The following is a 13,766-nucleotide window of genomic DNA, read 5'->3' as shown; positions in this document are numbered from 1 at the left end:
GGCGGTTGAAGTGACTGGACCACATGTGCACAAAGGGCCGCACGTCGACGCCACGTGGGACGACGTCGTGGAGACGATGCACGAGGCGATGACGGGCGAACACCTGTTGTGCCACCTCGGGCATTACACGGACGGGCGGATGGACATCACCGTCGACGTGCTGGGCCGGGAACCGAATCATCCGGAGTGCGACCGCGACGAGTACGTGCGGACCGCGCGCCGGCTCAGCACCTTCGTGAGCGAACTGGAGCGCGAGTTGCTCCCGGTGCGCACCGGTTCGTTGATCAGGGTGGTGCTGCAGGCCGCCACCGGCGCGGTGTACTGCGACTCGGTGGTGCCAGACCAGCACGTGATCGCGTTCCTGCGCACCGAGGAGCAGCCGGAACCCGTGACGTGGAGCGAGATCCCGGCGGTGCGCGTCGCGGACAAGCGCACCACCGAGGTGGCGACCTCGTTGCGGCTCAGGCTGTCCAGGCAGGCCCTGAACCTGGGCGGCTGGCTCACCGAACGGCTGCCCGACGCGGACGCCGATCCCGCGCTGGTGCCCGTCGCGCCACCCGGTGCGGTGCACACCTCCGGGAACCTCGGCGGCCCGGTCCCCGAGCAGTGCCAGAAGGTCGTCGATCCGCGCGACCTGCACCTCGTGTCGTGGTGGGTCGACGACGAACCGGTGTTCACCGTCGACGTGTTCGAGGACCCGAAGGTGCGCCGGTTCTTCAACGAGAGCATCAGCATCGCGCAACGCCGGCGGTTCTACGACGCGCTGGGCGGCAGCCTGCCCTCGATCGTCACGCAGTTCGGCCGGATGTGCCGCCAGGCGCTGGGCGGCAAGCTGGAACGCGCGGTGCTGGACGTCGAGCAGGGCGCGATCTACTACCTGCGCGTGCGGGCGCGCCAGTACCTGGTCGGCGTCACGCTGAACCAGAACGAGGTCTCGCCGTCCGACGACAAGATCGCCAGACTCGGCGTCACCGTCCGGTCCTTGTGATGACGACCGGTGCGTTCAGCGCGACGATGCGGCGCCTGCTGCTGCTCCTGGTGGCCGTCGGCGTCGGCTGGGCGCTGGCCCGCGGCACCGGCCTGGACGACCTCCCCTCGTCCGGCTGGTACTTCACCGCCGCGACGGCGTTGCTCGCGATCGGCCTGTACAACAGCACTTTCGGCATCGACGTCGCGGACGTCCGGCGGCACCTGCGCATCGTCGTCACCGCGGTGACCCTGGGTGTGCTGGTGAAAGCCGCGCTGATCACGACGGTCATGTGGCTCGCGTTCTCCTCCCCCGCGTACCTGGTGCTGGGGATCGCGGTCGCGCAGATCGACCCGCTGTCCACGGCGGCGGCGATGGGCTCGTCGCGGTTGTCGAAGCGGGCGAAGAGCGTGCTGGCGGCGTGGGCGGCGTTCGACGACCCGATCACCATGCTGCTCACCATCTACCTCTCCGCGCTGGCGTTGCGGGCGCAGGGTGCGACGGGCGGGGCGCTGGCGCGGGGTGGGCTGTTCTCCTTCGGCACCAACGTGATCGCGAACCTCCTGTTCGCCGCCGCCGGTGTCGGTCTGTGGTGGCTGCTGTCGAGGATCAGGCCCGAGCGCGTGCGGCTGGTGGCCCAGCTGGTGCTCGTGGCGGCCGTGCTCGCGGTCGGCGTGTGGCAGTTCCTGCTGCTCGGAGTGGCGATCGTCGGTCTGGTGGCACGGCCACCGATCGCGGCCGTGCTCGACCGGATCACGCAGGCGGCCTTCCTGACGGCCTCGGTGCTGCTGGGGTTCCTGCTCGTCGGCGGTGTCCTGGTGCCGCAGGGCGTTGTGCTGGGGCTGGCCGCGTTCGGCTCGCAGGTGCTGGTGGGGCTGGTGATCACGGGCGGGCTGGGGCGCAGGGACCGCACCTACATCGCGTTCGCGCAGCAGAACGGGATCACCGCGATCATCCTGGTCCTGTTGCTGGAACCGGACTTCCCCGGCACCGCGGCCGTGGTCGCGCCGGCCATCCTGGTGATCAACACCCTGCACGGCGTGTTCACCGGGTTCTGCGAGAACTACAGCGACGCCCTGGTGCGCCGGTTCATCGACCCTCGCCCACCGAGTCGAGCACGGCCGCCTGGACTTGGCCGCTCAGAAGGTTGAACACCTCCTGCGCCTCACCGACCTGGGGCGGCAGCAGCACGGAGCCGTCGACCAGGTGCGGGCCGAACCCGTCGAGATCTTCGAGCCGGTAGAACGGCACGTACTCGTAGACCGTGTCGTACGCGCGGCACAGCGCGCTGAGCCGGTCCTTGTCGACCGGGTAGGGGCCGCCGGACGAGCTCGGCACGTACGAGCGGTACCACTCGTTGATGCTGTCCCGGAACGTGATCAGCAACGTGCGCAGCATCGCGCCCACCCCGACAGCGGAGAACAGGTGCGGCGACCGCAGCTGCCCGCGCACCGCGACCCGCGCGTCGATGGCGTTCGCGGCGTCACCGGCGGCGGCCGCGAACATCGTCCGCAGCGTCGCGTCGACCTGGTCCAGTCCGTCCAGAAGGGACTGTGCGGTGGTGAACAGCACCATCACCGGCGGTGGCAGGCGCAACGGCGGGGACTCGGGCGCGTGGGCCGTCCGGTCAGCGGTGCTCAGTTCGGTGAGCTCGCGCTGGATCTGGCCGAGCGAGCGTTCCGACGAGGAACGCATGGTGGTCAACGTCTTCAGCGCCTGTTCGAGCATCCGCTGGGTGTTCGCCTGCTGCCTGCCCAGGCGCCGGAACCGTTCCTCGCCCAGCACCAGCGTGTCGTCGCGGTCGAGCATCCGCAGCTGCCGTTCCAGCACCGACGACAGCGTTTCGGTGAACGTCCAGTGGTCGTAGGAGATCGGCTCCTCGCTGAACGCCTCGCCCAGCTCGGTCACGAAGTCGGCGTTGAGCAGGCCCACGACGATCAGCAGCACCTGCCGTTGCTCGGCGGCTGTCTGCAGGAACGTCGCCCTGCCGACGAGCGCGTCGCAGTCGCCCTGGGTCAGCACGGCGTCGGTGAGCACCAGGGCGCAGCCGGCGCCCTCCTCGTCGCCGTAGGGCACCCAGTAGTCGGCCCGCGAGTCCGTCTGCGGATCCATCCAGTGGTCGCGTTCGTAGTTCAGGCCGAGCGCGGCCAGCACCTGGCGGATCTCGTTGCGCACGTGGTCGGTGGTGCGCGCGCCCGCCTGCTCCCTGGCGACCTTGCGCACCATGGCCTCGGTGACGAGCGCCCTGGACGGGTCGCGCGGGCTCAGGTCCATCGCGTGGCGGTAGAGATGGCTGCACAGCCTGATGATGCGGCGCGCGTTGCCGTCGGTGAGCTTCACCAGGTACCGCACGGTGTCCTCGGTGAACGGGTGCAGCACCCGGCCGCGGCCGATCGCCTCCTGGCTCTGCCGGATGTACTCGATCGCGTTCTCGGAGGTCAGCGGCGAGATCAGGATCGTGCGGCCGATGCGCTGCTGCACCGTGCCGCCCAGCTCGTCGAGGTAGTCGGGCAGTCCGGCGAGCACCAGCAGTGCCTGCGCGCCCGCGAAGACCTTGATCAGCTTCTCGAACGCGTCGACGGCGTTCTCGCTCGGTTTCCGGGTGGCCGACACGACCTTGTTCATCTCGTCGACGGCCAGCATGAACTTCTGCCCGCGCGTGCTGTAGAGCAGGGCGATGACGCCCATGGCCTCCAGCGCGAGCTCCTCCGTGGCGATCGGGGTGTCGACGCCGCGGTCGACCAGCACGGGATCCGGGTGGTGGCCGGACAACCACTCCCAGGCGGCGTCGGCGAAGTCGTGCCGCAGCAACAGGGGCAGGACGATGCCGAACGCGCGGTTGCGGGTCACCGCCTCCAACCGCTGACGCAGGCTCGCGAGGTACTTGCTGCCCATGAGGTTCAGCCGGTCGGAGACCTCGACGGGGTCGACCTCACCGCCCCGCAACAGGACCGCGATCTCGGCGGTGAGCTCCGACTCCCCCAGCGCGTCGGCGAGCACGTCGGCGTAAAGCTCCCGCACGCGCGCGCAAACGTCGTCACGGCGCAGTTCCGAACCGATGAGCTGCTTGTAGAGGTCGACGAACGTCGCCGGCCTCGCCTCCAGGAACGCGACCCTCGGACGCCACTCCTCCGGCACGCTCAGGGCGTGGTGCAGCACCGCGCCGACGAGGTGGCTCTTTCCCGTGCCGTACTCGCCGACGACGGCGATCACGGTCCCGGCGGGCAGCGTGGACGGCCGCAGGAAGCTGTCGACGATGCTGATGGCCTCGGTGATGGACGGCGTGGGGATCGAGACCGTGCCGTCCTTGAACTCGCGCGGCTTCGCGACGGCGGCCATGAGGAACGGATTGTCACTGGGGGCTGGACCCGGATGCTCGCTCATCACGTCGTTCCCCGCCTGAAGTAGAAATCAGTGATGGTGTTGTAGGTCACCTCGCCCGTCAGGCCGGAGCCTAACGGACCCGAATTCGCGCCTTCAGCCAGAATCTCCTCGAACAGCCGGAAGAGGAGATTGTGTAGCTCACCGATCGAGAACTCTTTCGCCGCGATCACCGCACGTATCGTTTCTTTTGACACGAACGGGTAAACCTCGCCATCCGATCGGTGGCCGTTGCGCGCCTGCACGAACGCCCATCCGTCGTCCGGCTCCAGTTTGCCGACCTCCAGCTGGATGGGGACCGATCCCTGGCTGGCGCTCCTGATCTTCGCCCAGTGCACCCGCACCGCCTCCACCTGGCGGCTTTCCGCGAGGAACACGAGGTTGCGGTGCGTCCAATGCGCGTAGCTCTCGACTTCCTGCTCAAGGTCGGTGCGCGGCAGAAGAATCACCACGGCGGTGTTGCCGAGCACGAAGTTGCTCAGATAGCGGTATTTGAGCTTGAGCGTGCGTTCCCGCAGCTCCTCCCGATGTTTCGGCAGGAGCATGTCGCGGTTCTCCAGCTCGTCGATCAGGCACTGGTAGACCGCTTTCTCCCGTTCCTCGACGGTATCGCTGTCGCGGCAGGCGTCCACGAAGGAGAACACCAGGCATTGGCCGTCGTCCTGCCGCAGAACGGACTTCAGGTGGGTGGCGCACCGGTTGAGCAACGAACTCTTGCCGCACCCGTCCCAGCCGAGCGCCACCACGAGCCGTCCGTTGGCCCTGATCTTCGCCGCGTTCCCGATCGAGGCCTTGAACTGCTCGAACGCGACCAGGGTGTGGTCGACCGGCACGTAGAAGTCCTCGTGCGTCGGATCGGTGTGGGGACAGAGCGGGCCGGGGCCGTCGCCACCGAGCGGAACGAGGTAGGGGTTCAAGCGCGCGCCCCCTCACCGAACTCGGGCGCGAACAGCTTCCCCGCGTCGGCGGGACGTTCCAGCGCGCGGGCGAGCACCTCGGCCCTGCCGTCGAGTTTCGCGGCCGCCGCGTTCAGTGCGGCGGCGCGGGGTCGCAGCTCGGTCCGGTCCCGGTCGAACTGCCAGCCGCTCGCCACGTCGTCGCCGAACGCCATGGTCTCGTCTCGCAACAGTTTCGGTGCCGTCCAGTCCGGCCACAGCAACGCCGTCACCGCGAACTGGTTGGCGAGCAGGTCGCGCTTGCGCCACAGCGCCGCGGCCGACGGTGGAGTGCCGTCCGTGCTGCCCTTGAGCTGGACGTCGCAGTACTCGCGCACGGCGGCGACGAACTCACTGGCGGCCGTGCGCAACGAGACCGCCTGCGCTTTGCCCCTCGTGCGGTCCTCACGCCGGTTCGCGGAGAACCAGGCCAGCCACGCACCGACCAGTGCGGAGAAAAGGCTCGTCGCCACCGTGACAAGGGTGGACACCCAGCCTGGCGTCGAACTCGGCGACGCGGGCTTCATCACCGGCTCCGCGAGAGCGTTGCAGGCCTTGACGAAATCCGCCCGACGTTGATCCCGCCATTCGTCGAAAGAGAGCGTTTTACCGCCCACCACCACCCGATTTCCAAAAGACGTGGAATCCGCGAGCTTCAACGCGACGGCGGCCTCCAACGTTTCCGACTGCCTCCCCTTGGCCGCGCAATGGGCGACGGCGGCGTCGGAAACCGTTGGGGCGGAACCACATCCGGTCAACAGGAACAGCAGAAGGAGGAGCGTCACCCGGCCGGGCATGCGACCTCCCCACGTCCGAATTCGTCAGCGCACACGCCCTGCATGTCGTTCCCGCTTCCACCCGCGTAACGCCGCGACACCGATCGTGTACGTGTTTACGCGCAAATTCGATAGCTTCGCCTTGAAGAGGCCGTCAATTGACCCCGAACGGACTACCGGAGTAACACGGGGCAACGGCTTGTCCACTGATTCGGGGGACCCACTTGCAGCAACACGACCTGAAGATCCCGGCTGACGGCCTGAGCCAGACCGCTCTCTACACCGCCTGGGTGCGGCACCGGGAGGCCGAGCACCCGCGGCCGCTGTTCACCGACCCGCTGGCGACCTTCCTCCTCGCCGAACTGAAGGACCACCCGACGTCCCCCGCCGTGGCCGCGTTCATCGAGCAGATGAAGGTCACCTCCAGCGGCTTCCCGTCGTACCACGTGGTGCGCACCCGGTACTTCGACGACCGGATCGGGGACGCGCTGGACAGCGGCGTGCGGCAGGTCGTCACCCTCGCGGCGGGCGTGGACGGCCGCACGGCGCGCCTGCCGTGCCCGCCGGGAACCCGCTGGTTCGAACTGGACCTGCCGGACATGACGGAGTTCAAGACGGCGCTGGTGGCGCGATCCGGCCTGACCTCCGCGTGTGAACGGATCGGGGTGGCCGCCGACCTCACGACGGACTGGACGGCTCCGTTGCGCACGGCCGGCTTCGACCACGCCCAGCCGACCGCGTGGCTGGTCGAGGGCGTGCTGATGTACCTCACGCCGCAGGAGGGTGACGCGCTGCTGGCCGCGGTGACGGCGCTGTCCGCGCCCGGCAGCCACCTGTTCCTCGAGCACCTGCAGGTCTCCATGCTCAGCGAGCAGGGCACGCAGGTGCGCGGTGGCCTGGACAAGTACGGCGTGACGTTCCGCTCGGCCCGCGACGACATCGCGGACTGGCTGGGCGCCGCGGGCTGGCGGGCGAACGCGCACGCGGGCGTGGATCCCGCGATCGGGCACGGCAGGTCGGTCGCGCCGGTGCCGGCCGCGTGGCTCGCGGCGGCGACGCTCAACTCCGCGGGCGTCGTACCTCGGCCGGAGCGACCGTCATGACACGGTGCCTTTGACGAGGTACTCCGCGACCAGGTGGACGATCAGCCCGCCGGCCAGCCCGACGACCAGACCCCCGACGGCGGCCTCTCCGTAGTGGCTGACGAAGACGCGGAGTGCTCCGCCGAGTGCGCCGACGTAGCCGCCACCGGTGGGCTGCATCACCACGTCCGCTCGCCCGAGGGGTTGCGTCACCGAGCCGACGACGGCAGGGCGGGTGGCGTTCGCGAGGAGAAACGCACCGCCGACGACGACGAACCCCGGCAACGCGAAGTTCTGCGTCATGTCGAACAGCGGCGGAAGTGTCCACGAGGCAACGGCGAGCGTGAGTGTCAGCGACATCAGGAGGGCGCCCCAGTACAACTGTCCGAACCGGAGGTACTCCTCGACGCCCGGCTTGAACTTGCCGTCGGCCAGTTCGGCGAGGAAACCGGACGCGCCGAACTGGAGCAGGCCGACGGCCATCAGCGAGATGGCGACCGTCGCACCGATGTGGTTCCGCAACTTTCGCCTGAGGTCTCCTGGTTTCGACATGTCGACCTCCACTCGTGGCAGCTCTCGTGTCGTGGGTGTCGAACGGCCTCATCGGCTTGTTACAGACGGTCCACAAAGGATCTAGAAGGCTCACGCCCCGCTCGCGGCCGCGGAGCCGAGTTCCAGCGCCCTGGCGGATCCGCCATCATCGCGGAATCGGATCGTCGCGGCAGGCAACCATTCGGGTGGCCCGACTGGTAGGAGCCCATGACGGACTGAGGCGAAAGGCCGTGAAGTGGTGCGCTCACCTGAGGGGTTCGAGGAGTTCGTGGCGATCGCGTCGCCACGGCTGCTGCGGACGGCTTTTCTGCTGACGCGGGACGCGGGGCACGCGGAGGACCTGCTGCAGACCGCCCTGGCGCGGGCGTGGCGGTCCTGGAACCGCATCGACGGCGATCCGGAACCGTACGTGCGGCGGATCATCGTGAACTCCCACGCCACCTGGTGGCGGCGCCGGTGGAGAGGTGAGGAACCGACCGCCGACCTGCCGGAACGACCGGGTGAGTCCCCGCAGAACGCGGTGGACGAGCGCGAGTGGCTCTGGCAGGCGCTGGGCCGGTTGCCCCGCAGGCAACGCACCGTGCTGGTGCTGCGGTTCTACGAGGACCTCACCGAGGTGCAGGTGGCCGGGCTGCTCGGCTGTTCCGTCGGCACGGTCAAGAGCCAGGCCAGCAAGGCGCTCGCCAAGCTTCGGCTCGACGACACGATCACGTTCGAAGGGGTGCGGCGATGAACCTGACGGACCTCAGCGAGGTGCTGCGCGACCGCGCCGCGCTCGCCGACTCCTCTCACGAAGCGCGGATGGCCGGTGTGCGGGCCAGGGTCGCGGCGACCAAGCGCCGCCGGGCCGTCGCCGGGGCCGCCTTCGTCGTGCTCGCGCTCGTCGGCATCGTCTACGCGCTGCTCCCCCGTCCTGCGGAGCCCGAACCCGCTGTCCCGCCACGCAGTCTGCCGGAGTACCAGTACGGCACGCGGCTGCTCACGCAGTCCTGGGGAGATCTGCCGTCGACCAGCGTCACCGTGCGGTTCGTGCCGAGGTCGCTGGACCTCATGATGTTCACCAAGTGCGACATCGGGCCGAACGAGCAGCTGCTCATGAGCACCACCGTCAACGGCCACTCGTTCGAGGACCGCAACACCTGCGGCTCCGCGACCAGCACCGACTGGGGCGCCCTGGGCGTCGTGCCGGGACAGCCGTCCGTCGTCACGCTGACCATCGACGGCAAGCAGGGCAGCGGCACCCCCGGCACCCCCGGCCCTCCGCCGGTGTTGCCGCTGCCGGAGAACGGCTCGTTCGCCCTCGGTATCGGCGAGGCGGTATCGGTGAGCGAGTACCCGTTCCCACCACGCCCGCAGACGTTGGAGACGCTCAGGCCGGGCTTCGCGGAGCCGGCGATCGAGGTGCGGTCCGACGCGGCGGACCCGGCCGCGCGGAAGGAGATCACCGCCGAATGGCCGGGCAACAACCTGATACAGGCGCAGATGAACACGCCCGGCAGGCTTAGGGTGCTCATCAACGACGTCGAGGTCATCGACTACTCGACCTGGTCCTACTCCGTGGGCAGCACCCAGACCGGGCCCGACGGCTGGACGACGCGACACGGGCTCCAGGTCTCCGAGGGACAGCAGGTGAAGATCACCGTGATTCCCGAGCGCACCACGGGCGAGTGGGAGGTGACGTTCATTCCGCGATGACGGCGGATCAGGGTCACTCGTACCGGGGCAGGAACGTCCGCAGGTCCAGCGCCGCGAGCCAGCGGCGCCACCGCGGCACCGTCGCGCGCATCCGGTTCCTGGTCTCCCGCACGGCCGCCCAGTACGCGTCCACGGCGGCCTGGTCCGGTGTACCGGGGCCGAACACGTGGGCGTCCGCGTGCACGGCGAGACCGCGCAGGTCGAACCGGGCGAGCACGGCCGCCTGCTGACGCCGGGTCAGTCCTCGCGGCACCTTCGCTCCCAGGTCGCGGGCGTGGTCGACGACCTCGCGCCAGCCGGTGGCGAACCTAGTCGTCGGACTCCCGCGAGTCCTCCTTCGATGGCGCCGCAAGGATTTCACGCCCACGAGCAGGCCGATCACCGCGGCGATCGGGAGCAACACCGAACCGAGCATGATCAGGAGGTCTCTGAGCCACGACGGCAGGAACGGCTGGTCGATCGGGCCGGTGCCGACCCCGGCCGCGTCCGCACGGCTCGCGTCCACGAGCGAGCTGGGCATCTTCACGGTGTTCGGCGGCGGCACCACCGAGGCGTCGGTGTTCTCGATCTCCTGCGGTGGCTGGTGGTCCGGCTTCTTCGACCGGTCGGGCATGTACTCGGTGTTCGGGACGACGGCCCACGTGCCGTCCGCGAGGTGGATCTCCACCCACGCCTGCACGTTCTCGCCGCGCACCACCCCGCCGGAGCCGGGCAGCGCGCCCAGGACGACCCTGGCCGGCATGCCGATCTCGTTGGCCACCAACGCGTACGCGGCGGCGTACTGCTCGTCGTTGCCCGCGGGCCGCTTGGCGTTGAAGAACGCCGTCAGCCTGGACGTGCTGTGCCCCGGCAGGTACTCCGTCTCGCCGGGACCGCCGTCGGTGTAGGCACCGTTGTCGCGCAGGTACGCGGCAGCTGCCTTCAAACGCCCGGCGATCGTCGTCGCGTCGCCGGCCCACTTCGCGACCTTGCTCCGCACGAACGCCAGGTCACCGGTGCGCACCGACGGCCGTCCGAACGGCTGGGCGTCGTCCGGGATCCCCTGCGCCACAAGGACTGTGCGCAACGCGTAGGTGTCGCCCTCGCGCAGCCGGTCGGCGACGATGCCGGACGCCGTCGCGAGGTTGTAGCGCAGGTTCTCGGTGTGGCCGGCCTTCCGGTCGCCGGCGAACGCGATCTCCCGCGCGCGACCGGCCGTCGGCAGCCACGCGCTCAGCTCGTCCGCCGTCGCGTAGGCCGCCTCGATCCTGATCGTCACGTCCGCCTCGGTACCATCGCCGATGACGGGGATCCGCGCGCCGACGCGTTGGAAGTTGTTGCGCTGCAACGGCCCTGCGATGCCGGACGGATCGTTGGTCGCGCCCCAGACCCGGCCGTCGTAGCCGTCGAGCGTGGCGATCCGGACGCGTTCGCCCTCCGGCAGGCCCTGCACGGTGAAGAGCGTCTGGTCCCACAGCTGGTTGGCGTCCTTGGTGTGCTTGCGATAGCCGACCAACGGGCTCGCGTACGCGCCGATCTCGAACGGCGGCTCCACGTAGTTGCGCAGCACCAGCCGGTCCGCGCTGCCGGTGCCGGGCAGCACCGGCGCGGCCAGCAACGCGAGCCCCGCGGCGGCAGCCACCAGCACCACCGCGGTCACCGACCGCATCCCGCGGACGCGCGCCCCGGTGCGATGCCGGGCCGCCCGCACCGCGAGCCAGCCCGTGCCGACGGCCGCGAACGCCGCGCCGAGCACGCCGGCCGCTTCTCCGGTGCCGAGCAGGATCACCGCGGCGAGCACGGCGAGCGGCGCGCCGATCGGGGCCGCGCCGAGCTTCACCCGGCGGGCCAGCGTGAACCCGCCAGCGCCGCAGAGCAGACCGAGGATGTACGGGATCACCAGCAACGGGCCGGAGCCGTCGACCGGCGGCAGCGTCGTGAGCAACTGCTTCCAGCCGTGGACGCCGATGTCGGCCAGCCCCGCGAGGGTGTCCGGGGTCGGCACTCCCCCGCTGCCGCGCATCGCCACCGCGCCGCCGAGGAGGAAGAACACCGCGACCGTCATCGCGGCGACGGCGATCATCGGGCGCCGCAGCACGGAGGCCACGTGCCCGGCGAGCACGCCGAGCACCAGCCCGGTGCCGCCCGCGAGCAGGAAGCCCCAGCCGGTGTAGGTGCTGCGGAAACCCAGCAACGCCACCACGAACAACGCGCTCAGGAAGGCGGCGTCGACGAGGTCGTCGCGGCGGGGCACGAGTCCGGTCATTGCAGGGTCCCTCCCGCGAGCAGGCCCGGCAGGTCGCCGAGCTGCCGCAACGTGAGCACGGAGAAGGAGGTGCTCGCCGCTCGTCTGGTGTGTTCGGCCGGATCCACCCGCAGCACGATCTTGCGCACCTCGGGCGAGAACGCGGACGCCGCGATCCGCAGGTCCGCGTAGCTGTGCCGCGCGCTCGTGATGATCACGACCAGGGTGGCGTCCGGCGCCGCGGCCACCGCGCGGGTGGCGGCACCGGCGAGGCCCGGACCGCCGAGTTCCGCACGGGCGAACACGTCCAGCACGTGCTGTCCGCCGCCACGACCGGAGACGTGCCCCGCCGCGACCACGGTGGTGTCGATCTCGTCCGACGCGGCGCGTTTCACCACGGAGGCACCGGCCGACAACGCCATCTCGAACACCTCGGGGTCCGAATAGGACTGTTCCGCGCCGTCGACGATCACGACGATGTGCGCCCGTCGCGTGTCGAGGTACTGCCGCACCAGGAACCGTCCGTCCTGAGTGGACGCCGCCAGCTTCGCCGTGGAACGCCAGTGGATGTGCCGGCGGTCGTCACCCGGCGCGTACTCGCGCAGGGCGTGGAAGGCCAGGTCGCTCATCGAGACGTCGTTGGTGGTGCAGCCTTCCAGGTCGCGCAGCAGCCCGGTGCCCAGTGGCGCGAGCGGCACTGTCAGCGGGTGCACGAACAGTTCGACGACCTCCGTCATGCCGACCGTCCGCCGCACCAGCCCGAGCGGGTCGCCGCGCACCGTCGTCGCGGGACCGACCGCGATCACGCCGCGCTTCAGGCCGGCGATCTCGATCTCCCGGCCGCGGTCGAACACCTCGACGCGGTCCTTGCCGATCGGAAGCTCGACCTCGGGCGCGAACAACGACCTCCGGCCGTGGTGCTCCACCTCGACCGCGCACCGCGTGGTCTCGTCAGGCTGCAGGCGGCGCTTGGTGACGTCGACCCGGACCTGAACCGCGCCACGCCCCAGCGTCAGCCCGCACGCCAGTGCCAGCAACAGCACCCCGGTGGCGCCGAGCAGCACGAACTCGTCCCAGCCGAGCACGGCACCGAGCACCCACGTCCCCGCCGCGACCACGGCGAGCAGCCGCCCGGACGGCGAGACGGCCTCCAGCAGCCGCCCCACGTCAGACACCTCGCCGGACGGGCGGCTCGATGTCCGCGAACAGCGAGTCGATCACCTTCTCGACCGTGGCGCCGTCGAACTGCGCCTCCGGGTGCAGCAGGATCCGGTGGCCCAGCACGGGATGCGCGAGTTCCTGGATGTCGTCGGGCACCACGTGACTGCGGCCCTGCGCGAGCGCCCACGTCTTCGCGCACCGCACGTACGCGAGGCAGCCGCGCACCGAAACACCAAGCCGAACAGCGGGATGCGCCCGCGACGCCTCGGCGATCCGGCTCACGTACCCGAGCACCGCCGGGTCGACGTGCACGAGGTCCGCCAGCGCGGTCAGCTGCGACACCGCGTTCGCGGCGATGGCGGCGGGCACGTTCACCGACCTGTCCCGCGTCGCCGCGTCCGCCAGCAACGCCACCGTGGCGTTGTGGTCCGGGTAGCCGACGCTGGTCTTCATCAGGAACCGGTCGAGCTGCGCCTCCGGCAAGCGGTAGGTGCCGGCCTGCTCGATCGGGTTCTGCGTCGCGATCACCATGAACGGCGACCCGACCTGGTGCGTCTCGCCGTCGACGGTGATCCGCCCCTCCTCCATCACCTCCAGCAACGCCGACTGCGTCTTCGGCGACGCGCGGTTGATCTCGTCCGCGAGCACGATCGAGCCGAAGATCGGGCCGGGGTGGAAGCGGAACACCCCGCGCTGCTGGTCGTAGATCTGCACGCCGGTGACGTCCGACGGCAGCAGGTCCGGCGTGAACTGGATGCGGGTGCTCTTGCCCTGCACCGTGTTCGCGAGCGCCTTGGCCAGCGAGGTCTTGCCGGTGCCGGGGTAGTCCTCCAGCAGCAGGTGGCCGTCGGAGAGCAGGCAGGTGAGCGCGAGACGGATCACGTGCTCCTTGCCGGAAATGGCACGGGAGATGTTCAGCACCATCTGTTCGAAGGTCTGCGCGAACAGCCGAGCCTGTTCAGGAGAGGCGGTCATGATTCTTTTCCTTCACTG

At 69.9% G+C, this 13,766-nt stretch carries 12 protein-coding genes; 5 read left to right on the top strand and 7 right to left on the bottom strand.

Features of this window, described 5'->3' with window-relative positions:
* The first annotated feature begins 10 nt into the window (after positions 1-10).
* Both ACIQF0_RS02535 and ACIQF0_RS02530 read left to right on the top strand, forming a co-directional pair.
* Positions 11-988, top strand: coding sequence for a hypothetical protein (locus ACIQF0_RS02535; RefSeq protein WP_401023684.1), 978 nt, complete (start codon positions 11-13; stop codon positions 986-988).
* The gene (locus tag ACIQF0_RS02530) at positions 988-2,118 is read left to right on the top strand and encodes a hypothetical protein (protein ID WP_401023682.1); all 1,131 of its coding nucleotides are present in this window, start codon (positions 988-990) and stop codon (positions 2,116-2,118) included. The genes ACIQF0_RS02535 and ACIQF0_RS02530 overlap by 1 nt, the downstream gene beginning before the upstream one ends.
* On the opposite strand, the gene ACIQF0_RS02525 is transcribed toward ACIQF0_RS02530, so the two are convergent.
* Genes ACIQF0_RS02525 through ACIQF0_RS02515 form a run of 3 tightly spaced genes read right to left on the bottom strand, consistent with a single transcriptional unit; the run spans position 2,057 to position 5,756 of the window.
* Positions 2,057-4,351 (bottom strand): hypothetical protein, encoded by a 2,295-nt coding sequence (locus ACIQF0_RS02525; RefSeq protein ID WP_401023680.1) that lies wholly within the window; start codon positions 4,349-4,351, stop codon positions 2,057-2,059. The genes ACIQF0_RS02530 and ACIQF0_RS02525 overlap by 62 nt on opposite strands.
* Positions 4,351-5,265, bottom strand: a complete 915-nt coding sequence (locus ACIQF0_RS02520; RefSeq protein ID WP_401023678.1) for a hypothetical protein — start codon at positions 5,263-5,265, stop codon at positions 4,351-4,353. Before ACIQF0_RS02520 ends, ACIQF0_RS02525 begins: the two co-directional genes overlap by 1 nt.
* Entirely contained in the window at positions 5,262-5,756 is a 495-nt protein-coding gene (locus tag ACIQF0_RS02515; protein WP_401023676.1) for a hypothetical protein, read from the bottom strand. Before ACIQF0_RS02515 ends, ACIQF0_RS02520 begins: the two co-directional genes overlap by 4 nt.
* A 527-nt stretch (positions 5,757-6,283) precedes the next feature.
* Between ACIQF0_RS02515 and ACIQF0_RS02510 the strand changes: the two genes are divergently transcribed.
* The gene (locus ACIQF0_RS02510) at positions 6,284-7,162 is read left to right on the top strand and encodes an SAM-dependent methyltransferase (protein ID WP_401023674.1); all 879 of its coding nucleotides are present in this window, start codon (positions 6,284-6,286) and stop codon (positions 7,160-7,162) included.
* Here ACIQF0_RS02510 and ACIQF0_RS02505 read toward each other — a convergent pair.
* Complete coding sequence (locus ACIQF0_RS02505; protein ID WP_401023673.1) at positions 7,157-7,693, bottom strand: hypothetical protein; 537 nt, start codon at positions 7,691-7,693, stop codon at positions 7,157-7,159. The two genes, ACIQF0_RS02510 and ACIQF0_RS02505, sit on opposite strands and share 6 nt — an antisense overlap.
* 238 nt (positions 7,694-7,931) lie before the next feature.
* Between ACIQF0_RS02505 and ACIQF0_RS02500 the strand changes: the two genes are divergently transcribed.
* A complete protein-coding gene (locus tag ACIQF0_RS02500) occupies positions 7,932-8,426 on the top strand; it encodes a SigE family RNA polymerase sigma factor (protein ID WP_360030999.1) in 495 nt (164 codons plus the stop codon).
* The gene (locus ACIQF0_RS02495) at positions 8,423-9,388 is read left to right on the top strand and encodes a hypothetical protein (protein ID WP_401023671.1); all 966 of its coding nucleotides are present in this window, start codon (positions 8,423-8,425) and stop codon (positions 9,386-9,388) included. Before ACIQF0_RS02500 ends, ACIQF0_RS02495 begins: the two co-directional genes overlap by 4 nt.
* A 13-nt stretch (positions 9,389-9,401) precedes the next feature.
* Here ACIQF0_RS02495 and ACIQF0_RS02490 read toward each other — a convergent pair whose 3' ends face one another.
* Genes ACIQF0_RS02490 through ACIQF0_RS02480 form a run of 3 tightly spaced genes read right to left on the bottom strand, consistent with a single transcriptional unit; the run spans position 9,402 to position 13,748 of the window.
* Complete coding sequence (locus ACIQF0_RS02490; RefSeq protein WP_401023669.1) at positions 9,402-11,633, bottom strand: transglutaminase-like domain-containing protein; 2,232 nt, start codon at positions 11,631-11,633, stop codon at positions 9,402-9,404.
* A complete protein-coding gene (locus tag ACIQF0_RS02485) occupies positions 11,630-12,778 on the bottom strand; it encodes a DUF58 domain-containing protein (protein WP_401023667.1) in 1,149 nt (382 codons plus the stop codon). Before ACIQF0_RS02485 ends, ACIQF0_RS02490 begins: the two co-directional genes overlap by 4 nt.
* Position 12,779: 1 nt before the next feature.
* Positions 12,780-13,748, bottom strand: coding sequence for an AAA family ATPase (locus tag ACIQF0_RS02480; protein ID WP_401023665.1), 969 nt, complete (start codon positions 13,746-13,748; stop codon positions 12,780-12,782).
* Positions 13,749-13,766 lie beyond the last annotated feature (18 nt).

It is taken from the genome of Lentzea sp. NPDC092896, assembly GCF_044754905.1.
In the GTDB taxonomy this organism is placed as follows: domain Bacteria; phylum Actinomycetota; class Actinomycetes; order Mycobacteriales; family Pseudonocardiaceae; genus Lentzea.
This window is presented reverse-complemented; position numbering and strand designations above follow the sequence as displayed.

Bases quoted from the DNA above. Each gene is read 5' to 3' on its own strand.
- ACIQF0_RS02530 (WP_401023682.1), top strand. From the start codon at position 988: ATGACGACCGGTGCGTTCAGCGCGACGATGCGGCGCCTGCTGCTGCTC.
- ACIQF0_RS02525 (WP_401023680.1), bottom strand. From the start codon at position 4,351: ATGAGCGAGCATCCGGGTCCAGCCCCCAGTGACAATCCGTTCCTCATG.
- ACIQF0_RS02505 (WP_401023673.1), bottom strand. From the start codon at position 7,693: ATGTCGAAACCAGGAGACCTCAGGCGAAAGTTGCGGAACCACATCGGT.
- ACIQF0_RS02495 (WP_401023671.1), top strand. From the start codon at position 8,423: ATGAACCTGACGGACCTCAGCGAGGTGCTGCGCGACCGCGCCGCGCTC.
- ACIQF0_RS02490 (WP_401023669.1), bottom strand. From the start codon at position 11,633: ATGACCGGACTCGTGCCCCGCCGCGACGACCTCGTCGACGCCGCCTTC.
- ACIQF0_RS02480 (WP_401023665.1), bottom strand. From the start codon at position 13,748: ATGACCGCCTCTCCTGAACAGGCTCGGCTGTTCGCGCAGACCTTCGAA.